Raw genomic sequence first — 23250 nt, 5'->3', positions numbered from 1 at the left:
TCTGGTCAGGGCTCGTGGCATCCACTGGTCCGTGGTATGTCAGATGCCCGGCGCGATGGCCTCATTGCTTCTGAACCGCGAGCGCTGCCCCACCAAATCCACAAAAAGTATCAGCTAAGGCACCAACCATGATTTATGAGGATGTAGACCCGCAGCTTCTCGCCTTTTTGCATAATCCCCTAGCAACTCTCGATGCCTTGCATGCGGAAGGAAAGCGTCCAAATCGGCTTACCCGAATGCTCTATAAGGTGCCAGCCTTTCGTCGCTTCATTTGTTCCGAGCAGGTTCAGTGGCTTGTCTTGGATAAGCTGAAAGCCGGCCTGGCGGAGGCGAAGAGAACATTGCCCCAGAACCTCTTTGAAGACAGTGTTTCCCTCAACGAACACACCATGCATCGGTTCACCGATCAGTTGAACAAATACTTCAGAATAGATATTACGCTGGTTGAGAACGAGGCTGACTCGAGCGAGCGGCTTGCAATACTCAATGCCTTCATCCAGGCCAACACTTGGGCCAATCTCGAGTATACCTGCAACAGGATTGCCGAGAACCTGCAGCTTCGCGCTGAGCATAACTTGGCCATTCTGAGTAACGCTAACCTATGGCTGTGTTACTACCTGAGCGAGGTGTATTTCCTCATGGCCCACGGACTCATGACCGCCAGGCTAGAGGGGAAAACACTGTCTATCGTGCCTACCGCTAAGCTCCAGCGTCGCCTAAAAGGGTACTGGCTAGCGGAGATCTGCGAAGCCAACTCGAAAATTAGCGATATACGCACTTTTCTCGACATGGCACTGCTACTAAATAAGCTGGGGCATTTACCCCCTCCGGCTCGCGAACCGCTGATCGCCTATACCCTCGACAAGTGCCTGTCCATACACGCCAACTATCTCTCTGCGGACATAACCCGGCACCCCCAGTATCAGTATCTGTGCGAGATTGTCTACTTCGCTGCGCATCTTGAACTGCGCGCACTGCTAGGTGAGCGCATCACCCCTGAAGCTGAGCTGCAAAGCTGTGTGAGTCCGGCGACTATCAGCATGATAAACGCCGCTCTGTCGGAGCGGGCACTGACCCTAAATTCGGCCAGCAGCTTCATCGAGTACAAGGGCAATACCTATGTACGGGGTACGTTAAGTTTTAAATATGGATTGAGAAAGTTCGTAGGGCAGTTACTGGGGGACGTGGCGCCGAGTGGTAGGGGCCAGGATTTCAGAGGGGCACTCGGTATCGGTTTCGAGACGGACTACATTGTCAACTACATCAGAAATCTCAACGACCCACGGTTCGAGATCCATGGCGAGTTCAAGCCGGGCAACAAATCGAAAATTAAGGGTTACGACATAGACCTTATTCTTCATGATATAGAAGATGATATTTATTACTTTATTCAGGTGAAGTATCGGCTATCGAATCTTCCTACCTATCTTTCTGAGAAATGCCGACTCTTTCTCGAGCCCGAGTTCCGTAAGGGCTTCGCCAAGCAGCTCGCAGTACTGAGAGATAACCTCACCGATGACAGCATTAGGCAAAAACTCAGTAGCCACGGCTTGGCCAATGCGCATGCGCATAACAGCTACTTTATCCTGCTACACAACATCCCATTTCTCAACTTCTATGAGCTAGACGGTATCTTCTTCTACGAATGGAACCTACTCCGGAACATCTTGCGCGACGGACGCATACAGCTCCGCAGGGATCAGGAACTCACTGAGGGGCATGTCCTGAGCAAGCCGTGCTTGCACCAGCCGGGAGAACTAATCAACGCCTACTTAAGTAATCCGCAGAATGGTGCGCAATTGGCTGATCACTACGACATCTACTGCAGGGCCAGCGCGCAATTCGTTTATGGCGATCTGAATGTCATTTGCAAGCTGATTTGAGAGGAATGCCTGCTACCAACGACCGCTTCTGGCCGATTGCGGCCTCTTACGAGAGACCCCAAGCCCCCCCGAAAATCCGCACCCCGGTTTCAGACATCCGCCCCCTGCCCTATCCTCCCCCGCAATAACTTCAGGAGGCCCCATGCCGGTTTCGTTACCCTTCGAGCAAGTCGATGTCTTCTCCGAACAGCCCTTCAAAGGCAACGCCGTTGCCGTGGTGATTGGCGCCGACCGCCTGAGCAGCCGGCAGATGCTGGAGTTCGCCGCCTGGACCCAGTTGAGCGAGACGACCTTCCTGCTGCGGCCGACCGTTGCCGAAGCCGACTATCGCGTGAGGATCTTCACCCCGTTGCGGGAGTTGCCCTTTGCCGGGCATCCGACGCTGGGGAGCTGCCAGGTCTGGCTGAACCAGGGGGGCGGCAATGCTGCTGACGAGATCGTCCAGGAGTGTCTGGCGGGCCTGATCCGCATCCGCCGCAAGGGCGCCTTGCTGTCGTTCGCGGCGCCTCCCCTGCTTCGTGGCGGAGCGGTCGAAGACGAGGTGTTGCGACGGATCGAGAGCGGGCTTGGCCTGTCCCCGGGGCAGGTACGCGGCAGCCAATGGGTGGACAACGGACCCGGCTGGGTCGCCGTTCGGCTGGCCACGCGTGACGAGGTCCTGGCCATTCGCCCGGACTACGCGAAGCTCGACGGGCTCAACGTGGGCGTGGTCGCGCCCTGGCAAGGTCCCCAGGCGGAGGCGGATGTGGAAGTGCGCGCCTTCATGGGCGAGGAGCTCAATGAAGACCCCGTCACCGGCAGCCTCAACGCGAGCCTGGCGCAATGGCTGATCGGCACGGGAGTCATGCCCGGGCGCTACACGGCGAGCCAGGGCACGGCCTTGGGTCGCCGGGGGCGGATAAGCGTCGAGCAGGTCGGCGGCGATATCTGGATCGGCGGTGAGGTACAGCCGGGCATGTCGGGGCGGGTCGTGTTCTGAGCCCATTCGTCGCAGGCAAAACCGGTCGTGAGCGGACACTCGATGCAGGGCTGGAGGATGCGTGCCGCGACACTGACGTGCTGGGGCAGCCCGAGTTCGTACTGTCGAGCGGTCCCGCGTATGTATGGCTTTGATGCTAAAGTTGCGGAATGGAAAGAGGTTTAGCGATGAAAAAGAGCAAAGGCTTAGTCGCAACCGAAATTCAGAGACTTGCCCAGGCCAATGGCGTTAGCGCGGAGCGCGATGGTCTGAGCCGGATGGCGCTCACCATCACGTGCCTGGCCGGCGACTCGGTATCTCTCGATAGCGTTGAGCAGATGCTGATCAACCTCAAGCGCAAAGGCGCACTAAGCAAGTCCCAGGCGTTCGATCTCCAGCGCCGCTACGTCATCGAGAAGCGCAAGGCGAAAGAGATACCTGGTGGATGAGTTTCGATCCCTTTGGTGACTTCGAAACGACTGGCTACCTGCGCAACAGCTTGGGTCTGAAAGATCCGGCGGAAGTGAAGGAAAACGAACACTTCTCCTTCGAAATGGGGCTCGATGAAGCCCTTTCCTATCTCGAACGCGCAAAGGACCTGAACTACCAGGCCCTTTTGCAGGTACACAGGTTGTTGTTCGAGAAATTCTACCCCTGGGCCGGGCGTGACCGTCTCGAGCTGGTCCCTCATCTTTCTGTCTGGAAAGGTCCCAAGGGCGCTCCCAGACGTACCTTCTTCGAAAGTCCCGCGATAATCGAACGCGCGGTGGACTATGCCCTGAGCCTGGCGAGCAAGAAGCAGGGATTCATGCAGAAGCCCGGTGAGGTCATGGGACTTCTTTGCTTTGCGCATCCCTTTCTAGACGGCAAGGGACGCTCGATTCTGCTGTTCTACATGGAGCTCAGTTATCGAGCCGGCTTTGCCATCGACTGGGCCAGCACACGCAAGGACGACTATCTCCAGGCCCTGGACGATGAGATTCACAATCCTGGCAAGGGTCACCTGGACCGCTACCTTGTCCCATTCGTTGTGCCTATCCACAGCCGTGATCAGTGGCCTGAGATCATCGGGCAAATCAACGGACTCGATGGTATGGATGGTGAGAACATTACCTACGAGAACCTTGATGATCCCGAGGTTCAGAAAGTCTATGCGGTGTATCAAGCCGAGCATCCCTACCCAGCCAAAGATGCCACACCCGACTCCGAGCCCTGAGTTCCAGGCCGGAGGAGGTATGGGATTTCGCGTAATCCAGGCCCGGAGTGCCCGGCACACTGAGCGCAATTGGCCGGTAGCTGCCGCCCCGCAAGAACCCGCCCCCAACCGTCCTCTCTCCGAAGGCGTGCAGCCCTCGACGCTGCGGCCCAGCCCCCCACCGGGCCGCCCAGGCCCGGTGGCTCCGCCCTCCCCTCACCAGTTGTGCGTATAGCTCGCCGTCAGCACCGTGCCCGGCGCCGGCAGGTGGCTGGTGTTGTTGTTGTTGCGCAGCAGCTGGCTGTAGAGCGGGTAGTAGTCGCGGTTGAACAGGTTCTGGATGCCCAGGCTCAACTGGTCGTCGGGGGTGATGCGGTACTGGCTGACCAGGTCGACCGTGGTGTAGGTGCTGACCTGGCGCCGGCCGAAGCTTTCCACGCCGTCGAGGCGGTAGTCCTTGGAGTCGAAGAAGGTGGCCTGCAGGCGGTTGTTCCAGTCGGCATCCGGCTTGTATTGCAGGTAGGCGGTCAGCTTAAGCGGCGGCACGCGGTAGCCGGTCATGTCCTGCCAGTCCTTGCCGTCCGGCTTCTCGCGTCCGCGCATCCAGGTGGCGCTGCCGCCCGCACCCCAGACTTCGTCGTCGCTGAGCCAGTCGGCGCTGGCCTCGACGCCGTAGATGCGCTCCTTGGTGCGGGTGAGGATCAGGCCGTTGTTGAAGCTCTGCACGTCACCCAGCTTGGAGGTGGTGTAGAACAGCGCCAGGCTGCCCAGGGTGTTGTCGCCGATGGCGCCGCGCCAGCCGAGTTCGTAGTTGTTGGTCTTCACCGGTTCGAGGTTCGACGAGCCGATATCGAAGCCACGGCGGGCGTTGCGCAGCTGGATGCCGACGTCGGGCAACTGGAAGCCCTGGCTGAAGGAGGCATAGATTTCCTGGCCGGCCACCGGCGAATAGACGATGCCGAGGTTCGACAGCACCGCGTCGTAGTCGAGGTCGCCGCCCTTGACGGTCACCGGCGAGGCGGCCTTGGACTCGGAGAGCGGGATGAAGTCGTCGAATTCGGCGGTGGAGTATTCGTAGCGCAGGCCGCCGTCGATCGACCAGTGTTCGTCGAAGCGATGCTGCAACTGGGCGAACGCGCCGGCGCTGCGGGTGCGTAGCGGCGGCATGTAGGTGAGCTTGCCGATCTTGTCGAAGACCAGCCCGCCGCTGGCGTCGTAGGCCGCCGGGTCGAACACGTCGAGCGGCATGTCGCTGCGTTCCTGGTTGTAGTCGCCGCCCCAGACCAGTTCGGTATTGCCGCTTTCGCCCAGCGGCGTGCGCAGGGTCAGGCGGCTGCCGAACACTTCGCTGTTCTGCATGATCTGGTCGACGTTGCCGCCGCGGGTGGAGACGGCGCGGGCGTCGAACGGAGTGAAGCGGGTGAAATAGTCGCGGTAGTAGAGCTGCGCGGAGAGCCGGCTGCCGAGGATGTCGAGGTTCTCGTACTCGAGGTTCGCCAGGGTGTTGCGAATGCGGTTCTGCTCGTCCAGCTCCAGGCCCTTGATCGCGTTGGCCGGGACCGAGCCCGGCGGCAGCCTGGCGACCCTCGGGTCGGTGGCGTAGTCGGTGTCCTGGCGGGCGTCGTAGTGGCTGAGGGCGAGCTGCACGCGCTGGTTCTCGTCGATGCGCAGGCCGAGCTTGCCGCCGATGTTGTAGACGTTCGAGTCGAACAGGTCGCCCTGGCTGGGTTCCGGGGCGATGCGGTCGCCATGGGCGTCGTAGGAAGCGCCGACGTGGCGGGTGCCGAAGTCGAACGAATAGTCGAGCGCCCCCAGGGAGCCGGCGAAGTATTGCTGGAACTGGCCGCCGAGGCCATCGCTGCCCAGCCGGGTCAGCGGCGAGGTGGCGCTGAGGCGGGTTTCCGCGCGGTTCTCGCCGCCGGCCGGACGGGTGGTGATGGAGATGATCCCGCCGGTGGCGCCGCTGCCGTAGATGGCACTGCTGCCACGGATCACCTCGATCCGCTCGATCAGCGCCGGGTCGATGTTGGCCAGGTTGCGCGAGGAGTCGCGGTTGGTGTTCAGCGGCACGCCATCGACCATCACCAGCATGCTGCGCCCGCGCAGGGTCTGGCCGTATTCGGTGATGGTGCGGCTGGAATCGGACATCCCCGGCACCGCCTTGGCCAGCACGGTGGCCAGGCTGTCGGAGCCCTGGCGCAGCTCCTCCAGTTGGGCATGCTCGATGACGGTGGACTGGCGGGTGGCGGAGACCAGGTCGCTGCTGGTGCGCGAGGCGGTGATTTCCATCTGCTCCATGTCCAGCGGTTCGCTGCGGGCTTGCGTAGCGGGCACGGCGGCTTCGCTGGCCGGAACGACGATGAAGGTATGTTCGTCCCTGGCCTGCGCCTTCAGGCCGCTGTCCCTGAGCAACTGGCGCAATGCCTCTTCGGGGGTGAAACGCCCCTTCAGCGCGGGCGCCTGGCGGCCGGTGCCGAGATCGCCGGCGAAAAGGATCTGTACCGAGGATTGTTGCGCAAGGGCGTTGATCGCCTGGCCGAGCGGCGCGGCGGGCAGATCCATGTCGAGCTTTTCCTGGCCCTGGGCCGACACCGCCAGGAGCAGGCTGCTGGCGAGCAATGAAGGACGCAGGTGGCGACTGCGGAGGGAAAAATGCACGTCTCGATTTCCTATGCGGGTTGGCTTTTCCTGGATAGCCGCCACGGTGCGCGGGAAACCCTACCTGCGTCCGAGAATTATTTTCGCGTCGATTTGCGTTGGATCTCGACGCTGCCGTCCTCCTGCCGCGACACGGCGACGGGAAGGATGCTCGGCAGCAGGTCGAGCAGCCGGTCGGCGTTGTGCGCGGCGAAGACGCCGGTCAGCCGGAGGGAGGCCAGGCTGGGGTCGTCCAGGAGAATGGGCGCCTTGCGGTAATGGCGCAGCAGCGCGACGGCTTCGCCCAGGGGCGTGCGCTCGAAGACCAGGCGGTCGTCTTTCCAGGCCATCGCCGTGGCGGCATCGACCTTGGCCAGCGGCGTCAGTTGCCCGCCAATGGCATCGACCTGCTGGCCCGGCAGGAGCACGACTGGCGCTTGCGCCGTAGCCGAGGTGCCGACCTCCACCCGGCCGCGCTCCAGGGTCACGCGGACGTCGTCGTCCAGGCGACGCACATTGAACCGGGTGCCGAGCACGCGGATGTCGGTCGAACCCGCGGACACCACGAAGGGCCGATAGCGCGCCGGGGATACCTCGAAAAGCACCTGCCCCGCGCGCAACGCGACCCGGCGGCTGAGCGGGTGCCAACTGACCTCGACCTGGCTGCCACTGTCGAGCAGGAGCTGGCTGCCGTCGGCCAGGGTCACGTCGCGCCGCTCACCGATGGCGGTGGCGAAGCGCTCGCGCTTGTAGGCCGGGTCCAGCCAGGCCAGGGCGCCGATGGCCAGCGCCAGCAATAGCGCGACGCCGGCCGCCTTGCTTGCCTTGCGCGATTTCGGCCGGGAGGGCGGCAGCGGGAACAGGTCCTTCAGCGCGTCGCGATGACGCTCCAGGGCGTCGTCCAGCGGAACCTGCCCATTCCGTTTCGAGGGCTGGGTCATGGCCGTGCCTCGCCGCGGCCGAGCCGTTCCCGGCAGGCCGCCAGTCCGAGGCGCAGGTGCTTTTCCACGGTCTTGACGGAGATGCCGAGCCGGTCGGCGACTTGCGCCTGGGGAACTTCGTGGATCTTGTGCATGACGAAAACGGCCTGGCAGCGAGGAGGAAGCGTGGCGATGGCGTCGACCAGTGCCTGGAACTCGCGCTCGGCCTCATGGCGACCCATGGGCGTCGCCGCCATGCAGGCGACTTCCGGAAGCTCGGCGACGGCTTCCACCCAGGCGGTTCGACGACGGTCGCTACGATAGCGGCTCACGGCGGCGTCGTGGGAGATTTTCCGCAGCAGGGCCAGGGGCGTGTGCACGTCCTCCTTCTCGTCGCGTTCGAGCAACTGCACGCACACGTCGTGCACCACTTCGCGCGCCATGCCCCGGTCGCCGAAGCGCCGGCGAACATGGTCGACCAGTTCCTCGTAGTGACGAACCAGTGTGGACAACAGCGTCGGCTTGGCGGGATCGAACGGCACGATGCACCCAGGAAAGGAGCCTGGCTCCGAAGAATGGGGGCCGAGTGTAAATGAGAAACAGTCGCAGATGAAAGACCGGTCATCGCCAGGGATTGCCTGGGTTGGCGTGCGTAGCGGACAGGTGGCTTTCGCCCGACCGCGCAACTGCCGAGCCAGGGCGGAGAGGGATCCCCTTTTCGCCCCGCTACTCAACCCCCCGGCCTTGCCGGGGGGCACCGCCTCCGTCGGTTATCGGTGTCTGCGTGCGTATTCCGCCTCGAACAGCGACAGGGCGTCGCTGAGCAACGACAGCAGGGAGCCGGTGATGCGGCAGATGCTTTCGCCGGGCTCTTCGGTTTCGTCGAGCAGATCGAGGACGCTCAGCGTTCCGATCGCCGACTCCAGCCGGCGACGGGCGGTGTCGAACAGGTCTTCGCTGGCTGCGCTGCTGTCCAGGTAGAGGGTGGCGCAGCCGGGGTGCTGGTTGCATTGCGAGGTGCGTCGCAGGGGGATGAAGGTGGAAGGGGACTGTGCGGTTATTGCGGGATTCGACGTATCATCGGCCTTAGCCATGGGTCAGCTCCTTGATTAGCTGGTCTCTGGTTAGCGGGTCGTAGGTGTTCCTGCACCTGCGGCCCGCGTCTTTTCTGCCCCCAAGAAAACAGATGGACTTGGCGACCCCTCCATCTTCCTCCTACTGGTTTTTTATCCAATTCCTGGGCGTCTGAGAGAGGCTGCGGAAAAGTCTGGGGGAGATGTCCGGCGTTTCCAGGGCATGTCATCTGCCGCTGTCACGGGTATCCGGCGGATAACCGCAAGGCGGTTATTCGCCCTACGGGGTTGGGCAACCGGCACGCCCCTGCACACCCTTCCTGACTACCCCGTCAACCCGTAAACTACCCGGTTCCCCTGCCCAAACAAGGACTGCCGTGAACAGCCCCGCCCTGCCCCTTTCCCGTGGCTTGCGCATCCGCGCCGAACTCAAGGAACTGCTGACCCTCGCCGCGCCGATCATGATCGCGCAACTGGCGACCACCGCCATGGGCTTCGTCGATGCGGTGATGGCCGGGCGCGCCAGTCCGCACGACCTGGCAGCGGTGGCGCTGGGCAACTCGATCTGGATCCCGATGTTCCTGCTGATGACCGGCACCCTGCTCGCCACCACCGCCAAGGTCGCCCAGCGCTACGGCGCCGGCGACCAGCCCGGCACCGGGCCGCTGGTGCGCCAGGCGCTGTGGTTGGCGCTGCTGATCGGACCGCTGTCGGGGGCGGTGCTGTGGTGGTTGTCGGAGCCGATCCTCGGCTTGATGAAAGTGCGCCCGGAACTGATCGGGCCGAGCCTGCTGTACCTCAAGGGCATCGCCCTGGGCTTCCCGGCGGCGGCGCTGTATCACGTACTGCGTTGCTACACCAACGGCCTGGGACGGACCCGGCCGAGCATGGTGCTGGGGATCGGCGGGCTGCTGCTGAACATCCCGATCAACTACGCGCTGATCTACGGCCACTTCGGCATGCCGAAGATGGGCGGCCCCGGCTGCGGCTGGGCCACCGGCTCGGTGATGTGGTTCATGTTCCTCGGCATGCTGTTCTGGGTGAACAAGGCTTCCATCTACCGCGCCAGCCAGTTGTTTTCGCGCTGGGAGTGGCCGGATCGCGCGACCATCGGCCCGCTGGTGGCGGTCGGCCTGCCGATCGGCATTGCGGTGTTCGCCGAGTCGAGCATCTTCTCGGTGATCGCCCTGCTGATCGGCGGGCTCGACGAGAACGTGGTGGCCGGCCACCAGATCGCCCTGAACTTCAGCGCGCTGGTGTTCATGATTCCCTATTCGCTGGGGATGGCGGTGACCGTGCGGGTCGGCCACAACCTCGGCGCCGGCCTGCCGCGCGACGCGCGCTTCGCCGCCGGCGTGGGGATGGCCGCGGCGCTGGGCTACGCCTGCGTCTCGGCGAGCCTGATGTTGTTGCTGCGCGAGCAGATCGCCGCGATGTATTCGCCGGACCCGGCGGTGATCGCCATCGCCGCCTCGCTGATCGTGTTCTCCGCGTTGTTCCAGTTCTCCGACGCCTTGCAGGTCACCGCCGCCGGGGCCCTGCGCGGCTACCAGGACACCCGGGTGACGATGATCATGACCCTGTTCGCCTACTGGGGCATCGGCCTGCCGGTGGGCTACAGCCTCGGCCTCACCGACTGGTTCCAGGAGCCCACCGGACCGCGCGGCCTGTGGCAGGGCCTGGTGGTGGGCCTGACCGGCGCGGCGATCATGCTCTGCATCCGCCTGGCGCGCAGCGCGCGGCGCTTCATCCGCCAGCACGAGCGCCTGCAACGGGAGGACGCGGCGGCCGCCTCAGTCCTTGGCCGGTAGCGCCGGGGCGGCGCCACGCGACTTGACGCTGAGGGTAGTGCCGACCGAGGCGAGGATGATCGCGCCGATGGCCAGCCACTGGGTCGGGCTCAGCCGCTCGCCGAGGAACAGCAGCCCGGAGAGCGCGCCGAAGGCCGGCTCGATGCTCATCAGGGTGCCGAAGGTGCGCGCCGGCAGGCGGGTCAGCGCGACCATTTCCAGGGTGTAGGGCAAGGCCGTGGAGAGCACCGCGACGCCCAGCGCCAACGGGATCAGCGCCGGGTCGAGGAGGTCGGCGCCGGCGTGGGCGACGCCGATCGGCACCACCAGGATCGCCGCCACCAGCACCCCCAGCGCGGCGCCCTGGGCGCCATGGTCGGCGCCGGCGCGCTGGCCGAAGAGGATGTACAACGCCCAGCACACGCCGGCACCGAGGGCATAGGCGGCGCCGACCAGGTCGAGCGGCTCGGCGCTGTTGCCCAGCGGCAGCAACAGCCAGATGCCGAACACCGCCAGGCCGATCCAGAGGAAGTCCAGCAGGCGCCGCGAGGAGAGGATCGCCACCAGCAGCGGCCCGGTGAACTCCAGGGCCACCGCGATGCCCAGCGGCACGGTGCGCACCGAGAGATAGAACAGCAGGTTCATGCCGCCCAGGGCGATGCCGTAGACCACCACCGAGCGCAGCGATTGCAGGCTCAGGCGCTTGCGCCAGGGGCGCAGGAACAGCAGCAGGATCAGCGCGGCGAAGAACAGCCGCAGGGCCGTGGTGCCCTGGGCGCCGACCAGGGGGAACATGCTTTTCGCCAGGGAGGCGCCGCTCTGGATCGAGGCCATGGCGATCAATAGCAGGCCGACCGGCAACAGCGTTCCGGCGAGGCCGCGGGAGGTGGAGGTCATGGAAGAGGTCCGGCAGTGGGAAGCAGCCCGATGGACTGCGGGAAACGGGATGTGCACTATAATGCGCAAAACCGCGACAGTGAGCAATATATTGCCCAACCCTACCGAACGCCCCAGCGTCCTCGAACATGTCTCCGGCAACGTCCGCCGCCTGCGCCTGCAAGCCGGTCTCAGCCAGGAAGCGCTGGCTCGCGCGGCCAGTGTCAGCCGGCGGATGCTGGTGGGCATCGAGAGCGGCGACGTCAATGTCAGCCTGTCGACCCTCGACCGTATCGCCGCCGCCCTCGGCGTGCTCTTCCCCGACCTGGTCCAGGCACCGGCCACCGACCGCTCGCGGATCAATGCGGTGGCCTGGGTCGGCCACCACCCCGAGAGCCGCGCCACCCTCCTCGCCAGCGCGCCGGCGCGGCGCGAGGTGGAACTCTGGGCCTGGTCGCTGGGACCGGGCGAGCGCTACGTATCGGAACCCGACGCCGCCGGCTGGCGGGAGATGGTTCTGGTCATCGAAGGTCGCCTGCGCCTGGAACTGGCCGACGGCGAACGGCGCATCGAGGCCGGCGACTTCCATGCCTTCGCCAGCGACCAGCCGTACGCCTACGTCAACGACGGCGACGAGGTGGTGCGTTTCACCCGCAACGTGGTGAGCTAGGCTCTAGCCTCGAGCCAGCCTTCCAGAGGAGACCGCGATGAGCGCACGCGTACGCCCCTTCCTGATGTTCCAGGGGGTCCAGGCCGAGGCGGCCATGAACTTCTACCTGTCGCTGTTCGACGACGCCGAGATCCTCCAGATCCAGCGCTACGGCGCCGAGGGGCCGGGCCCGGAGGGCTCGGTGCTGAAGGCGCTGTTCCGCCTCGGCGACCAGAGCGTGCATTGCATCGACAGCCATGTGCGGCACGCCTTCGATTTCACCCCGGCGTTCTCCTTCTTCGTCGACTGCGAGAGCAACGCGCAGATCGAGCGCCTGGCCGAGGCCCTGGGCGACGGCGGCAAGGCCCTGATGCCGCTCGGCGACTACGGCTTCAGCCAGCGTTTCGCCTGGCTGGCCGACCGCTTCGGGGTGTCCTGGCAGCTCAACCTGGCCTGAGCCCGGCAGTTGCCGTCAGGCTTCCTGGAGGACTTCCTGGCACACATCGACCCACTGCGCATCCACCAGCTCGGCCATCCGTTGCGGGGCGATGCGGACCGCGCTGTGCACCGCCCCGGCGGCCGGCAGCACTTCGTCGAAGGCTTGCAGCGAGACGTCGCAGTACACCGCCAGCGGCGTCGCCAGGCCGAACGGGCAGACTCCGCCGACCGGGTGCCCGGTCAGCTCGACCACTTCCTCGGCGCCGAGCATCTTCGCCTTGCCGCCGAAGGCGGCCTTGATCTTGCGGTTGTCCAGCCGCGCGTCGCCGCGCGCCACTACCAGTACGGTGCGCTCGCCGACCCGCAGCGACAGGGTCTTGGCGATGCGCCCCGGCTCCACGCCATGGGCCTCGGCGGCCAGGGCGACGGTGGCGGTGCTGGTTTCCAGCTCGATGATGCGCAGGTCCGGGGCTTTCTCGGCGAAGAACCGCCGGACGGATTCGAGGCTCATGGGGTGGGCTCCTTGGCGAAAACCCACGAACTTATGCAAGCGCGCCGAGGCTGTCCAGCGCCGCGCGCTCAGGCGAAGCGCACGCAGTAGATCGGCGGCAGGTTGGCGGAGAGCTGCCGCCAGTCCTCCCCGCCGTTCTCGCTGAGCCACAGGCCGCCGGTGGTCGAGCCCATGGCCAGGCGCTCGCCGCTGGGGTCGATGTCCAGGCCGTGGCGGTAGACCAGGTCGTAGGCCGGGCCGTCGGGCAGGCCGCGCTCGAGGGTCTCGAAACTGCGTCCGCCGTCGCGGGTGCGGGTGACCACGAAACGGGCGTCCCTGGGAATTCGGCATTCATCCTTGGTCGCCGGGACGAACCAGGCCGTGTCCGGCTGCCGCGGATGCACGGCGACGGCGAAGCCGAAGCTGGACGGCTCGGCGACCACGCCCTGCCAATGCAGGCCGCCGTCGCGGGAACGGAAGATGCCGTTGTGGTGCTGTACCCAGAGGAACTCCGGGCGCGCCTGGCACTGCACCAGGCGGTGCGGGTCCTGGATCGCCGCCTCCTCGCTCTGCTCCGGCGGCATGTAGTCGGCGCGCATGCCTCTGGTGGTGCAGGTCCAGCTGCGGCCGTCGTCGTGGCTCTGCCAGACGCCGCCGCAGGACACCGCGACGGTGAGGTGGCGGCTGTCGCGTGGGTCGACGCAGATGGAATGGATGCCGGGATGGTCGTAGCCGCCGCCGAACCACTGGGCGCGTTCGGGTCGCTCCCAGAGTTCGCGGTTGAGGCGCCAGCTGGCGCCACGGTCGTCGGAACGGAACAGGCCGCCGGGGATGGTCCCGGCCCACAGCGTGCCGGGCCGGTCGGCGCCGCCTGGCTCGAGGATCCACAATTGCTGCAACGACCAGGACGGCTCCGCCGCCTGCCCTGCGGCTGCCGGCGGCTGCGGCGGATAGACCGGCACCGCGCATTCCATCCAGTCCGTCGCGCCGGCGTCGCGACGCCACAGCTTGACGCCGAAGTGGCCGAGGTTCAGCGCCGCGTAGAGCGCGCCGTCGCGCGGGTCGGCGAGGAGCATGCTCAGCGGCTCGCCGAGGAAGTGGCTGGCCATCGGCAGCCACCGGCCCGCCGCGTTGCGCCGCAACTCGAACAGGCCCTTGCGGGTGCCGACATAGAGTCGCTCGCTCACCGGATGTCCTCCTCTGTCATGGTCAACCGCCGCTCAGCGCCTGCACCACGTAGATCTCGCTATCGTCCTGGAGCGGATCGCCCAATCCCCGGCGATCACGGACCTGCACGCCATCGACGAACAGCGCCACATGCCGGCGCAAGCTGCCCTGGTCGTCGAGCAGGTAGCCGCGCAGGCGCGGCTCGCGGGCGAAGGCCGCCTGCAAGGCGGCGGAGACGGTGGCGGCGCCGACGTCCAGCGCGGGCATGGCGACGTGCCGCTGGATGGCCGGGGCGAAGACGATACGGGGCATGCGGAGGCTCGCGAAAAATGGCTCTGCTGGAACAGTGTAGAAGCCCTGCAGGCCACGGCTGGCGCGGCCCGCCCAGCGGTCGGAAAGCTCCGCAGCGACGCTCGTCGGCCATCCCGGCCACTCGGCGCGGGCCTCCTATACTGCCCCGGCCAGCGAAAAAACCGCCGTCGCCTGTCGATCCGCCGGCCCGCCGTTCGACCAGTTCGGGAGGCGGGCCAGAACGGGCCGTCATTGCGCAGAACAACAAGGAGAACGCAGATGAGATTCATGGTGATCGTCAAGGCCACCCAGGCTTCCGAAGCCGGCGAGATGCCCAGCGAGGAACTGCTCGCGGCGATGGGCCGCTACAACGAGGAACTGGTCAAGGCCGGGGTGATGCTCGCCGGCGAAGGGCTACAGCCCAGCGCCAAGGGCGCCCGGGTGCGTTTCTCCGGCAACGCGCGAACGGTGATCGACGGCCCCTTCGCCGAGACCCGCGAGCTGATCGCCGGTTTCTGGATGTTCCAGGTGGCCTCCCTGGAAGAGGCCGTCGAATGGGTCAAGCGATGCCCGAACCCATTCGACGGCGAATCCGAGATCGAAATCCGCCAGGTTTTCGAGGCCGAGGACTTCGGCGAGGAGTTCACCCCGGAACTGCGCGAGCGCGAGGAGCGCCTGCGCGCCGAACTGGAAAAACGCAACTGAACCGCCCCGCACTCCGCCAAGAACGAGGAAAGCGCCATGCAAATCGCCCCCTACCTGATCTTCAACGGTAATTGCCGGGAGGCCTTCACCTGCTACCACCAGCACCTGGGCGGTACCCTGGAGGCCATGCTGCCGTTCGGCGATAGCCCCGAGTGCGGCGACATCCCGGCCGGCTGGAAAGACAAGATCATGCACGCACGGCTGGTGGTCGGCAGCTTCGCCCTGATGGCCTCGGACAATCACCCGGCCTATCCCTACGAAGGCATCAAGGGCTGTTCCATCAGCCTCAACGTCGACAGCAAGGCCGAGGCCGAGCGCCTGTTCAACGCCCTCGCCGAGGGCGGCTCGGTCCAGATGCCGCTGGGCCCGACCTTCTGGGCGGCGAGCTTCGGCATGTTCACCGACCGCTTCGGCGTGGCCTGGATGGTCAACTGCGAGCAGGACCGGTAGCGTCCGCTGCGCGGCCCGCCGCCAGGTAGATCGGCGGCGGGCCCGCGTTCCGCTGTGCGCGAGTCACTATCGATGGACGCACTGTTGCGATAATTTAGGTTGCATTTTGAAACCAAAATTCCTAGCCTCCGATTTAGTTTCATATTGAAACCTTACGGAGCGCTTCGCATGCCATCCTCGCCATCCTCCCTCCCCTCCGCGCTGGTCCTGCTGTTCGCCGTCGCCTGTGGTCTCAGCGTGGCCAACGTCTATTACGCCCAGCCGCTGCTGGACGCCCTCGGCGACGAGTTCGCCATTGGCCAGGCCGGGGTCGGCCTGCTGTTCGGCGCGACCCAGGCCGGTTGCGCCCTGGCGCTGCTGCTGGTGGTGCCGCTGGGCGACCTGCTGGAGCGGCGCCGGCTGATGTTCGTCCAGCTCCTGCTGCTGGTGCTGTCGCTGCTGCTGGTGGGCTTCGCCGGCGATACCTTCGGCCTGGCGCTGGGGCTGCTCGGACTGGGCCTGCTCGGCACCGCCATGACCCAGGGACTGCTGGCCTACGCCGCGGCGCTGGCGGCGCCTGGCGAGCGCGGGCGGGTGGTCGGCGCGGCGCAGGGCGGCGTGGTGATCGGCCTGCTGCTGGCGCGCAGCCTGGCCGGGCTGCTCGCTGACCTCGGCGGCTGGCGCAGCGTCTACCTGGTCTCGGCAGCGAGCATGGGCGGGCTCGGCCTGCTGCTCTGGCGGGTACTGCCGACGGCGCCGAGCAACGAGCTGGGGCTGTCCTACCGGCAACTGCTCGGCTCCATGTTCGGCCTGCTGGCGAGCCAGCGCGTGCTGCAGGTGCGCGGCCTGCTCGGGCTGTTGATGTTTGCCGCCTTCGGGGTGTTCTGGAGCAGCCTGGTATTGCTGCTCGGCGCGCCGCCGTATTCGCTGTCGCACAGCGCCATCGGCGCCTTCGGCCTGGTCGGCGCGCTCGGCGCGCTGGGCGCGGCACGGGCCGGCAGCCTGGCCGATCGCGGCCACGCCCAGGCGCTCAGCGGCGGCGCCCTGCTGCTGTTGCTGCTGTCCTGGCTGCCGCTCGCCCTCGGCGCGCATTCGCTGGCGGCGCTGATTCTCGGCGTGCTGCTGCTCGATCTCGCCGGCCAGGCGATCCATGTGCTCAACCAGAGCCTGGTCTTCGCCATCGACCCGCGCGCCCACAGCCGCCTGGTGGGCTGCTACATGCTGTTCTACGCCGCCGGCAGCGGCCTCGGCGCCAGCGCCGGCACCGCCCTGTACGCCTGGGCCGGCTGGGACGCGGTGAGCCTGCTCGGCGCGGCGATCAGCCTGGCGGCCCTGGCGTTCTGGTGGTTCACCCGCGGCGTTGGCGGCGAAGCGCGTACGGCCTGCGCCAACGGCGCCTGAGTCGGCTTCAATCGAGTTCGCGCAGGCGCTGCTCGATGAAGCGCCGCTCCGGCTCCTGGCGCGCCAGGGCCAGCGCCGCGCGGTAGGCCTCGCGGGCCTCGCGGCGGCGACCGAGACGGCGGCAGAAGTCGGCGCGCGCCGAGTGCGCCAGGTGGTAATCGGCCAGTTCACCCCGCGCCAGCAACGCATCGACCGCGGCCAGCCCGACCTCGACGCCATCGCGCATGGCCAGGGCCACGGCGCGGTTGAGTTCGATCACCGGCGACGGCGCCAGGCGCAGCAGTGCGTCGTAGAGGGCGACGATCCGTGCCCAGTCGGTGTCCTCGGCGCGCGGCGCCTGGGCGTGCACCGCGACGATGGCCGCCTGCAGGGTGTAGGGCCCGACGCGGCGGCTGGCCAGGGCCCGCTCGACCAGGCCGAGTCCCTCGACGATCAGTCCACGATCCCACAACGCACGGTCCTGCTCGTCGAGCCGCACCAGTTCGCCGCTGGCCGAGGTCCGCGCCTGGCGCCGCGAATCGTGCAGCAACATCAGGGCGAGCAGGCCGAGAGCCTCGGGGTCGGGCAGCAGCTCGACCAGCAGGCGGCCGACGCGGATCGCCTCGCCGCTGAGGTCGGCGCGGGTCAGGCTGGCGCCGGTGGAGGCCGAGTAGCCCTCGTTGAACACCAGGTAGATCACTTGCAGGACGTTGCCCAGCCGCTCGGGGAGTTCCTCCAGGGTCGGTACCTGGTAGGGAATCCGGGCCTCGCGGATCTTGTTCTTGGCCCGCACGATACGTTGGGCGATGGCGCTCGGCGCGGCGAGGAAGGCGCGGGCGATCTCCTCGGTGCGCAGGTCGCAGACCTCGCGCAGGGTCAGCGCCACCTGTGCCTCGGGGGTCAGCGCCGGGTGGCAGCAGGTGAAGATCAGGCGCAGCCGGTCGTCTTCCACCGCGTCGCCCTCCTCCGCCGGCGCCTCGGCCTGCTCTTCCAGTTGCTCGGCGAGCAGCCGCTGCGAGGCGTCGAAGCGCGCGCGCCGGCGCAGGTTGTCGATGGCCTTGAAGCGCCCAGCGGAAACCAGCCAGGCGCGCGGGTTACGCGGGATACCGTCGCGCGGCCACTGCTCGACGGCGGCGATGAAGGCGTCGTGCAAGGCCTCCTCGGCCAGCTCGAAATCACCGAGCAGGCGGATCAGGGTCGCCAGCACGCGCCGCGACTCCTCGCGGTACAGCGCCTCGATGCGGCTGCGCAACGGCTCGCCGTGCTCCCTCAATGGCTGGCCTGCGCATGGCAGCAGGCGCTTTTCGGCGCCTCGTCGTAGCGGTCGTGGTGACGCAGCCAGTCCATGATCACGTCCTCGTTGCGCCCCCTGGGCGTCAGGTCGAGGAAGTTGTAGGTGGTGAGCAGGATGTCGAGGCCGCGCGCATAGGCCGAATAGGTGTGGAACACCTCGCCCGCCGGATTGCGCAGGAATACGCTGGCACCCGGCATTTCCTCGCCGGCGTCGGGGGTCGGCCGGTAGTTGTAGTCGACGCTGCCGGCGGCCAGTTGCGCCTTGTCGAAGGACACCCCGAAGTCACGGTTGAAATCGCTGCCGTACGAGGAGTACCAGTCGAAACGCCAGCCCATGCGCCGGCGGAACGCCTGGAACTCTTCCAGGGGCGCGCGCGATACCGCCACCAGGCTGACGTCGTGGTGCGCCAGGTGCCGGTTGGCGCCGTCGATGTGGTCGGCGAGGAACGAACAGCCGACGCAGCCTTCGCTCCAGCCCGGCGCGAACATGAAGTGGTAGACGATTAGCTGGCTATTACCGCCGAACAACTCGGCCAGAGAACGCTCGCCGCGCTCGCCCTGGAAGCGGTAGTCCTTGTCCACCCTGACCCAGGGCAGTTCGCGTCGCTCGGCGGCGACCTGGTCGCGCAGGCGGGTGAGTTGTTTTTCCCGCGCCAGGAGGCGACGACGGGCGTCCAGCCATTGTTCCCGGCTGCTCACCGGGTGTTCCTGCAAGGAAGGATTCATTGCCGATTCTCCACGGAAATTCTCGGTTTTCCAGCCTGCCCGGGGTCGTTCCGGCGACGGCGCCCGGTCGCCAGAGCGAGGCCGGCCAGCGAAGCGCCGCCGGCGCACAGCAGGGACAGGGATGCGAGGCAAAGGGGGCACATGCTTCACCTCCGGCGCCGGGCGCCCTCACTCCCATTCCCTGACTGGTCGCACCTCGACGCAGCCGAGCCGTCCCGGCGGAATCTTCGCGGCGATCTGCAGGGCCTGGTTGAGGTCGCGCGCCTCGATCAGGTAGAAGCCGCCGAGTTGCTCCTTGGTCTCGGCGAACGGCCCGTCGGTCATCGCCAGCCGCCCGCCCTGGTGGCGCAGGGTGGTGGCGGTCTGCACCGACTGCAGGGCGTGCGAGGCGATGTAGTGGCCGGCCTTGCCCAACTGGTCGGTGTAGGTCATGCACTCGTCGACGATGGCGGCAAGCTCCTCGGCCGGCACGGCGGCCAGCTTCGCTTCGTCGAAATAGATCAGGCAGAGGTATTTCATGGCGGTGGGCTCCTGGTGCGGATCGACGATCCGTTCGTTCGGTAGTCGCCCGGCGGGGGCGCCTTTCGACAGCGGCGGGGAAAAAAGCCCGCGGCGCGGACGAACGGTCGGCGCTCGCCGTGGAACGCCGCCGACCGCAGCACAAGCCTAGACCCGCCCGGCCACCGGGTGCGGGCCGTCGGTCAGGGCTGGCGCGGTGCGTAGGGATTCAGGCGGGGATCGCGCAGCGGGCTTTCCCGGGTCGGCCCGGGATCGTCCTGGCGCAGGCGGAGACTGCCGTTGCCGATCTTCAAGCCGTCCTTGGTCGTCGCCTCGCCATCGGCACTGGCCGCGTCGCTGCCCGGCAGGTCCGGCCCGGCGGCATCCGGTTGCGGCTGTGGCGCGCTGCCCATGGGCAACGGCGCGACCGGCGGCGCGGCGGGCAACGCTGCCGGCAGCTCCTCCGGCAGGGGCGCGGCGAGGGTCGGTTGGCCCAGGCCGGCGAGCACCATGGCCAGGAGCAGGAAAAGCACACGCGACATGACAAAGCCTCGATAGGCCTCGGGACTTCCACCATAGCCGCGCAACGGCCCCGGCGAGCGAACTACGGACCGGCGGCATCGCGCATTGGAAAAAGGGAATTCCTGGAATTGTTCGATAGGACCCTGGCCACCTCCGTCAACTGTCAATCGACTTTTCGAACAACGCGCCCGTCCCCTATTAGAACAGCGCAAAAAAACTCGATCAAAAGTACAGCCTGGACATGAGGTCGCGGATATAACCTGAAATCGAATTGCGCCCCGGCGTAGTTGCTCCGGTAACACTTCGCAGACGCAGGAGTCGAACGCCACCGAAAAGAAGATAGCACTTGCCAGAGAAACTTCCGCAGGACCCAACGAACATCCCGGCACGCACTCGCCTCGCCATCTTTCTTCCATTCAAAGACCCGCCCACATGTAAATGAGTGGAGTAGCCAATGACGCTATTGGATATCGAAAAGCTGCTGGACATGACTCACCACATGTCGGTGCACATTCCCATCGAACTGATCATTTCCTGGGAGCAGAGCGAAGAGGCCTGGAGTGTGAAAGACAACTGTCTCAACTTCGTCTATGTCAATCGTCGCTATACCGAACTGATCACCCCGCGGTTCGGCCAGAAAAACTCCCTGCTGTCCCCCTTCAGTGCCAGCATCGAAGAGCACGACAAGCTGGTCATCCAGACCGGCAAGCGCATCGAGGCCCTGGCGCTGCTCAGGCCGGACGACCATCCGGCGCCCTGCTGCCTGTACTTCGAGCGCATGCCGCTGTATGACCGGCGCGGCAACCGCACCGGGGTGATCGCCCATGCCAAGACCCTGACCTCGGTCGCCCCGCGCGGCTTCATCGCCACCGACGGCATCGGTACCTTCACCTTCACGCCTCCCTCGGAGTTGTTCACCTCGCGCGAATGGGACGTGATCTACCTGCTGCTTTCCGGTCTCTCGGAAAAAGAAATAGCCGAACAGATCAGCCGCTCCCTGAGTACCGTCAAGTTTCACAAGAGCAACATCTTCCAGAAGGTCGGTTGCAGTTGCATCGGCGCCTTCAAGGCACTCGCCCGGCAAAAGAAGTGGAACTTCTATATCCCACCGACCTTCGCCAGCGCCAAGTACATCATCAATCACTAGTCGCGCCTCGCGAGAGCCTTCGGCGTGCCGGGCGACGCTTTTGCCGGCGAAACCGAGCGGTTCGAATGGACAAGGACAACAGCATGCCTCGAAACAATCCTTCGCGTCATTCAATACTCGTCACTTCCAACATAAACGCGGCCAATGATGCGAATCGTCTTTCCGAGCTTTGTCGACAACTGGAAATACGCGGCTATCGACTCTTCCAGGCGCCAAGCCGCAAGGTCGCCCTGGATTTTCTCGGCAACGCCGCGCACCCCGCCGGCATCCTCCTGCTCGTCGCGGAGCCGACAGGCGAGAACGAGGCCGCACAATTGGCGGCCCTCGATGAACTCCGCCAGGTCGCACCGTCCATTCCGCTGTTCCTGTTGTTTCGTCAACTGCGCATCGAACAGTTGTCCAGCCGGCTACTGGACGAGGTCCAGGGATGCTTCAACCTGGCCGCCGGCCCCGCACGCTTCATCGCCGAGCGCATCGACAGCGACCTGCGCGAATGGCGCGACCCGGCGGGCCCCAGGCGGCTGCGCGACTATGCCCCGCCCGTCCCGCGCACGCCGGTGAGTGCCCGCTATAACGGCCGCGCACGCCTCGACCTGGCGCCGGCCAAGCAGTGGCGGATCGGCTCGGGGAGCACCACGGAGCGCCTGGCGACGCCGCTGAACGACCTCTCCACGGCCTACCGCGAGACGTCCGCGGGAGCCTCGGCGGCGCACGCCGGCGACATCGCCGAGGCCTTTCGCCGGGCGCTCTGGGAAGCCGCCGCGCGGCTCGCCAGGGAGGATGGCGATACGTGGTTCTTCGAGATACTCCGGGGCAACCCGGGGCCTGGCATCGAGGCCGGCCGGGAGACGCCGGCGAAGCGCTGGCACGGGCTCGCCGACACGCTCGACAGCAGTCCTCGGCTGGCCCCCCTGCGCGTCGCCCTGAGCGCTCCCGGCCTCGATTCGCGCGGTCGCCCGGCCAGCTTCGGAGTACCCGCCGCGGTGGTCTGCCGCTACCTGCGCCGGCACGGCATCGCGCCGCTGCGCACCGGCGACTATCGCTTCCTGCTGCTGTTTCCCCGGGGCGCCAGGGCGGAACACGCGCAGCCGCTGGTGGACAGGCTCTGCGAATTCAAGCGCCGGCACGACGACGATGCGCCGCTGAAGCAGGTGTTGCCGGAGCTCCTCGATAGCTCGCCGCTGTACCGCTACATCGGCCTGCGCGAACTCTGCGCGATGATCCACGAGGCCAGCCTGCGGCTGCACCTGACCGCCCTCGCCGACGCCGCCGCCAGGGCTGCCGGCCACGCCGCGCTGGCGCCGGCCACGGTCTATGGCCACCTGGTCAGGGACGAAACCGAAGCGGTGGCGATCGACAGGCTCGGCGGCCGTGTGGTCGCCAGCCTGGTCGGCGTCCATCCGGCGGCCACTCCGCTACTGTTGCCCGGCGAACGGGTGGCCGAGGAATCGCCGGCGCTGATCGACTACCTGCTGGCCTTGCAGGCCTTCGGTGAGCACTTTCCCGGTTTCGCTCCCGAGTTGCAGGGCATCGAGATCGACGAGCGCGGTCGCTACCGGATCCGTTGCGTCAGGCCGGCCGCCCTCGCCCGCGGCTCCGGCCTGCGCCTGGCCACGCGCCGGCCGGACTGAAGCGCGCCGTTCAGCGCAGCGCCTTGCTCAACTGGCCACGGTGCTTGAGTTCCAGGCGCTGGACGAAGGCCTGGAGGATGCGCCGGTAGAGTTCGTCGCCGAGCTGGCCGTCCTCGATGCCGGCGTCGATATTCGGGTTGTCGTTGACCTCGATGACCAGCACCTTGTCGCCGGCCTGCTTCAGGTCCACCCCGTAGAGGCCGTCGCCGATCCGCCCGGCGGCCTCCAGGGCCAGCTCCAGCACCGCCGGCGGCACCTGCTCCAGCGGCACGGCGCGGCACTCGCCGTTGACGTCCTGGCCGTCGGCCTTGTGGTTGTAGATCTGCCAGTGGCCGCGCGACATGAAGTACTGGCAGGCGTACAGCGGTTGGCGGTCGAGCACGCCGATGCGCCAGTCGTACTCGGTGTAGAAGAACTCCTGGGCCAGCAACAGGACCGAGCGCTCGAACAACTCGCTCGCCGCCGCCAGCAGTTCGCTGTCGTCGTTGACCTTGACCACGCCACGGGAGAAGCAGCCATCGGGAATCTTCAGCACCAGCGGGAAGCCCAGGC

The 23250-nt window shown here is 66.3% G+C and carries 25 protein-coding genes; 12 read left to right on the top strand and 13 right to left on the bottom strand.

Translation table 11 applies throughout. The annotated features are described in order from the left end of the window. Positions 1 to 128 precede the first annotated feature (128 nt). The 4 genes from HMPREF2886_RS30305 to HMPREF2886_RS30290 all read left to right on the top strand — a co-directional run bounded on the left by HMPREF2886_RS30305 (position 129) and on the right by HMPREF2886_RS30290 (position 4057). Positions 129 to 1883, top strand: a complete 1755-nt coding sequence (locus HMPREF2886_RS30305) for a hypothetical protein (RefSeq protein WP_128688656.1) — start codon at positions 129 to 131, stop codon at positions 1881 to 1883. 142 nt (positions 1884 to 2025) lie between these two features. After that, complete coding sequence (locus HMPREF2886_RS30300; protein WP_033976803.1) at positions 2026 to 2862, top strand: PhzF family phenazine biosynthesis protein; 837 nt, start codon at positions 2026 to 2028, stop codon at positions 2860 to 2862. A gap of 167 nt (positions 2863 to 3029) precedes the next feature. After that, positions 3030 to 3290 (top strand): hypothetical protein, encoded by a 261-nt coding sequence (locus HMPREF2886_RS30295; RefSeq protein WP_003102002.1) that lies wholly within the window; start codon positions 3030 to 3032, stop codon positions 3288 to 3290. Continuing rightward, a complete protein-coding gene (locus HMPREF2886_RS30290) occupies positions 3287 to 4057 on the top strand; it encodes a Fic/DOC family protein (protein ID WP_070748972.1) in 771 nt (256 codons plus the stop codon). The genes HMPREF2886_RS30295 and HMPREF2886_RS30290 overlap by 4 nt, the downstream gene beginning before the upstream one ends. Positions 4058 to 4252: 195 nt before the next feature. Here HMPREF2886_RS30290 and HMPREF2886_RS30285 read toward each other — a convergent pair whose 3' ends face one another. The 4 genes from HMPREF2886_RS30285 to HMPREF2886_RS30270 form a co-directional block, all read right to left on the bottom strand. Next, entirely contained in the window at positions 4253 to 6694 is a 2442-nt protein-coding gene (locus HMPREF2886_RS30285; protein WP_033974384.1) for a TonB-dependent receptor, read from the bottom strand. A gap of 77 nt (positions 6695 to 6771) precedes the next feature. After that, a complete protein-coding gene (locus HMPREF2886_RS30280) occupies positions 6772 to 7614 on the bottom strand; it encodes a FecR family protein (RefSeq protein WP_003145219.1) in 843 nt (280 codons plus the stop codon). Continuing rightward, the gene (locus tag HMPREF2886_RS30275) at positions 7611 to 8135 is read right to left on the bottom strand and encodes an RNA polymerase sigma factor (protein ID WP_003086922.1); all 525 of its coding nucleotides are present in this window, start codon (positions 8133 to 8135) and stop codon (positions 7611 to 7613) included. The genes HMPREF2886_RS30280 and HMPREF2886_RS30275 overlap by 4 nt, the downstream gene beginning before the upstream one ends. Positions 8136 to 8363: 228 nt before the next feature. Next, the gene (locus tag HMPREF2886_RS30270; protein ID WP_003082848.1) at positions 8364 to 8687 is read right to left on the bottom strand and encodes a hypothetical protein; all 324 of its coding nucleotides are present in this window, start codon (positions 8685 to 8687) and stop codon (positions 8364 to 8366) included. Positions 8688 to 9043: 356 nt separating this feature from the next. Between HMPREF2886_RS30270 and pmpM the strand changes: the two genes are divergently transcribed. Then, a complete protein-coding gene (gene pmpM, locus HMPREF2886_RS30265) occupies positions 9044 to 10477 on the top strand; it encodes a proton-coupled multidrug efflux MATE transporter PmpM (protein WP_003140343.1) in 1434 nt (477 codons plus the stop codon). Here the strand turns inward: pmpM and rhtA are convergent. Beyond that, positions 10460 to 11353 (bottom strand): threonine/homoserine exporter RhtA, encoded by an 894-nt coding sequence (gene rhtA / locus HMPREF2886_RS30260; RefSeq protein ID WP_023106893.1) that lies wholly within the window; start codon positions 11351 to 11353, stop codon positions 10460 to 10462. The genes pmpM and rhtA overlap by 18 nt on opposite strands. Here rhtA and HMPREF2886_RS30255 point away from each other — a divergent pair. Further along, on the top strand, positions 11352 to 12002 hold the full coding sequence (locus tag HMPREF2886_RS30255) for a helix-turn-helix domain-containing protein (RefSeq protein ID WP_003082844.1): 651 nt from the start codon (positions 11352 to 11354) through the stop codon (positions 12000 to 12002). The two genes, rhtA and HMPREF2886_RS30255, sit on opposite strands and share 2 nt — an antisense overlap. Positions 12003 to 12039: 37 nt before the next feature. Further along, entirely contained in the window at positions 12040 to 12438 is a 399-nt protein-coding gene (locus HMPREF2886_RS30250) for a VOC family protein (protein WP_003109594.1), read from the top strand. Between the two features lie 15 nt (positions 12439 to 12453). Here the strand turns inward: HMPREF2886_RS30250 and HMPREF2886_RS30245 are convergent, their stop codons facing one another. The 3 genes from HMPREF2886_RS30245 to HMPREF2886_RS30235 all read right to left on the bottom strand — a co-directional run bounded on the left by HMPREF2886_RS30245 (position 12454) and on the right by HMPREF2886_RS30235 (position 14388). Further along, positions 12454 to 12930 (bottom strand): YbaK/EbsC family protein, encoded by a 477-nt coding sequence (locus HMPREF2886_RS30245; protein ID WP_033968982.1) that lies wholly within the window; start codon positions 12928 to 12930, stop codon positions 12454 to 12456. 68 nt (positions 12931 to 12998) lie between these two features. Continuing rightward, the gene (locus HMPREF2886_RS30240) at positions 12999 to 14096 is read right to left on the bottom strand and encodes a WD40/YVTN/BNR-like repeat-containing protein (RefSeq protein WP_070748970.1); all 1098 of its coding nucleotides are present in this window, start codon (positions 14094 to 14096) and stop codon (positions 12999 to 13001) included. Positions 14097 to 14118: 22 nt separating this feature from the next. Then, on the bottom strand, positions 14119 to 14388 hold the full coding sequence (locus HMPREF2886_RS30235; RefSeq protein WP_033968986.1) for a MoaD/ThiS family protein: 270 nt from the start codon (positions 14386 to 14388) through the stop codon (positions 14119 to 14121). A gap of 258 nt (positions 14389 to 14646) precedes the next feature. On the opposite strand from HMPREF2886_RS30235, the gene HMPREF2886_RS30230 reads away from it, so the two are divergent. The 3 genes from HMPREF2886_RS30230 to HMPREF2886_RS30220 all read left to right on the top strand — a co-directional run bounded on the left by HMPREF2886_RS30230 (position 14647) and on the right by HMPREF2886_RS30220 (position 16902). After that, entirely contained in the window at positions 14647 to 15072 is a 426-nt protein-coding gene (locus tag HMPREF2886_RS30230) for a YciI family protein (RefSeq protein ID WP_033968988.1), read from the top strand. Between the two features lie 36 nt (positions 15073 to 15108). Continuing rightward, positions 15109 to 15522, top strand: coding sequence for a VOC family protein (locus tag HMPREF2886_RS30225; protein WP_033968989.1), 414 nt, complete (start codon positions 15109 to 15111; stop codon positions 15520 to 15522). Between the two features lie 168 nt (positions 15523 to 15690). Continuing rightward, a complete protein-coding gene (locus HMPREF2886_RS30220; RefSeq protein WP_070748968.1) occupies positions 15691 to 16902 on the top strand; it encodes an MFS transporter in 1212 nt (403 codons plus the stop codon). 7 nt (positions 16903 to 16909) lie between these two features. Here HMPREF2886_RS30220 and HMPREF2886_RS30215 read toward each other — a convergent pair whose 3' ends face one another. The 4 genes from HMPREF2886_RS30215 to HMPREF2886_RS34755 form a co-directional block, all read right to left on the bottom strand. Then, entirely contained in the window at positions 16910 to 18133 is a 1224-nt protein-coding gene (locus HMPREF2886_RS30215) for an RNA polymerase sigma factor (RefSeq protein ID WP_033976798.1), read from the bottom strand. A 17-nt stretch (positions 18134 to 18150) separates the two neighbouring features. Further along, positions 18151 to 18900, bottom strand: a complete 750-nt coding sequence (locus tag HMPREF2886_RS30210; RefSeq protein WP_033968993.1) for a DUF899 domain-containing protein — start codon at positions 18898 to 18900, stop codon at positions 18151 to 18153. 168 nt (positions 18901 to 19068) lie between these two features. Continuing rightward, positions 19069 to 19419 (bottom strand): YciI family protein, encoded by a 351-nt coding sequence (locus tag HMPREF2886_RS30205; RefSeq protein WP_033968994.1) that lies wholly within the window; start codon positions 19417 to 19419, stop codon positions 19069 to 19071. Between the two features lie 182 nt (positions 19420 to 19601). Next, positions 19602 to 19940, bottom strand: a complete 339-nt coding sequence (locus HMPREF2886_RS34755) for a hypothetical protein (protein WP_070748966.1) — start codon at positions 19938 to 19940, stop codon at positions 19602 to 19604. Between the two features lie 434 nt (positions 19941 to 20374). On the opposite strand from HMPREF2886_RS34755, the gene HMPREF2886_RS30195 reads away from it, so the two are divergent. Together HMPREF2886_RS30195 and HMPREF2886_RS30190 are read left to right on the top strand one after the other, a co-directional pair. Continuing rightward, complete coding sequence (locus HMPREF2886_RS30195; protein ID WP_003082787.1) at positions 20375 to 21067, top strand: helix-turn-helix transcriptional regulator; 693 nt, start codon at positions 20375 to 20377, stop codon at positions 21065 to 21067. A gap of 65 nt (positions 21068 to 21132) precedes the next feature. Continuing rightward, positions 21133 to 22698 carry an Orn/Lys/Arg family decarboxylase gene (locus tag HMPREF2886_RS30190; RefSeq protein ID WP_070748964.1) on the top strand — a complete coding sequence of 522 codons (1566 nt, stop codon included), beginning with the start codon at positions 21133 to 21135 and terminating at the stop codon, positions 22696 to 22698. A 10-nt stretch (positions 22699 to 22708) separates the two neighbouring features. On the opposite strand, the gene HMPREF2886_RS30185 is transcribed toward HMPREF2886_RS30190, so the two are convergent. After that, positions 22709 to 23250, bottom strand: a 542-nt coding sequence (locus HMPREF2886_RS30185; RefSeq protein WP_049310607.1) for an ATP-grasp domain-containing protein, incomplete at its 5' end; no start/stop codon positions are given.

Origin of the sequence: Pseudomonas sp. HMSC066A08 (assembly GCF_001813025.1) — a bacterium.
In the GTDB taxonomy this organism is placed as follows: Bacteria; Pseudomonadota; Gammaproteobacteria; order Pseudomonadales; family Pseudomonadaceae; genus Pseudomonas; species Pseudomonas aeruginosa.
This window is presented reverse-complemented; position numbering and strand designations above follow the sequence as displayed.

What these genes read in the sequence shown, in the direction of transcription:
- HMPREF2886_RS30305 (WP_128688656.1), top strand. Translation starts at nt 129, where the DNA reads ATGATTTATGAGGATGTAGACCCGCAGCTTCTCGCCTTTTTGCATAAT.
- HMPREF2886_RS30300 (WP_033976803.1), top strand. Translation starts at nt 2,026, where the DNA reads ATGCCGGTTTCGTTACCCTTCGAGCAAGTCGATGTCTTCTCCGAACAG.
- HMPREF2886_RS30295 (WP_003102002.1), top strand. Translation starts at nt 3,030, where the DNA reads ATGAAAAAGAGCAAAGGCTTAGTCGCAACCGAAATTCAGAGACTTGCC.
- HMPREF2886_RS30290 (WP_070748972.1), top strand. Translation starts at nt 3,287, where the DNA reads ATGAGTTTCGATCCCTTTGGTGACTTCGAAACGACTGGCTACCTGCGC.
- HMPREF2886_RS30280 (WP_003145219.1), bottom strand. Translation starts at nt 7,614, where the DNA reads ATGACCCAGCCCTCGAAACGGAATGGGCAGGTTCCGCTGGACGACGCC.
- HMPREF2886_RS30270 (WP_003082848.1), bottom strand. Translation starts at nt 8,687, where the DNA reads ATGGCTAAGGCCGATGATACGTCGAATCCCGCAATAACCGCACAGTCC.
- HMPREF2886_RS30255 (WP_003082844.1), top strand. Translation starts at nt 11,352, where the DNA reads ATGGAAGAGGTCCGGCAGTGGGAAGCAGCCCGATGGACTGCGGGAAAC.
- rhtA (WP_023106893.1), bottom strand. Translation starts at nt 11,353, where the DNA reads ATGACCTCCACCTCCCGCGGCCTCGCCGGAACGCTGTTGCCGGTCGGC.
- HMPREF2886_RS30250 (WP_003109594.1), top strand. Translation starts at nt 12,040, where the DNA reads ATGAGCGCACGCGTACGCCCCTTCCTGATGTTCCAGGGGGTCCAGGCC.
- HMPREF2886_RS30245 (WP_033968982.1), bottom strand. Translation starts at nt 12,930, where the DNA reads ATGAGCCTCGAATCCGTCCGGCGGTTCTTCGCCGAGAAAGCCCCGGAC.
- HMPREF2886_RS30235 (WP_033968986.1), bottom strand. Translation starts at nt 14,388, where the DNA reads ATGCCCCGTATCGTCTTCGCCCCGGCCATCCAGCGGCACGTCGCCATG.
- HMPREF2886_RS30230 (WP_033968988.1), top strand. Translation starts at nt 14,647, where the DNA reads ATGAGATTCATGGTGATCGTCAAGGCCACCCAGGCTTCCGAAGCCGGC.
- HMPREF2886_RS30225 (WP_033968989.1), top strand. Translation starts at nt 15,109, where the DNA reads ATGCAAATCGCCCCCTACCTGATCTTCAACGGTAATTGCCGGGAGGCC.
- HMPREF2886_RS30220 (WP_070748968.1), top strand. Translation starts at nt 15,691, where the DNA reads ATGCCATCCTCGCCATCCTCCCTCCCCTCCGCGCTGGTCCTGCTGTTC.
- HMPREF2886_RS30210 (WP_033968993.1), bottom strand. Translation starts at nt 18,900, where the DNA reads ATGAATCCTTCCTTGCAGGAACACCCGGTGAGCAGCCGGGAACAATGG.
- HMPREF2886_RS30205 (WP_033968994.1), bottom strand. Translation starts at nt 19,419, where the DNA reads ATGAAATACCTCTGCCTGATCTATTTCGACGAAGCGAAGCTGGCCGCC.
- HMPREF2886_RS34755 (WP_070748966.1), bottom strand. Translation starts at nt 19,940, where the DNA reads ATGTCGCGTGTGCTTTTCCTGCTCCTGGCCATGGTGCTCGCCGGCCTG.
- HMPREF2886_RS30195 (WP_003082787.1), top strand. Translation starts at nt 20,375, where the DNA reads ATGACGCTATTGGATATCGAAAAGCTGCTGGACATGACTCACCACATG.
- HMPREF2886_RS30190 (WP_070748964.1), top strand. Translation starts at nt 21,133, where the DNA reads ATGGACAAGGACAACAGCATGCCTCGAAACAATCCTTCGCGTCATTCA.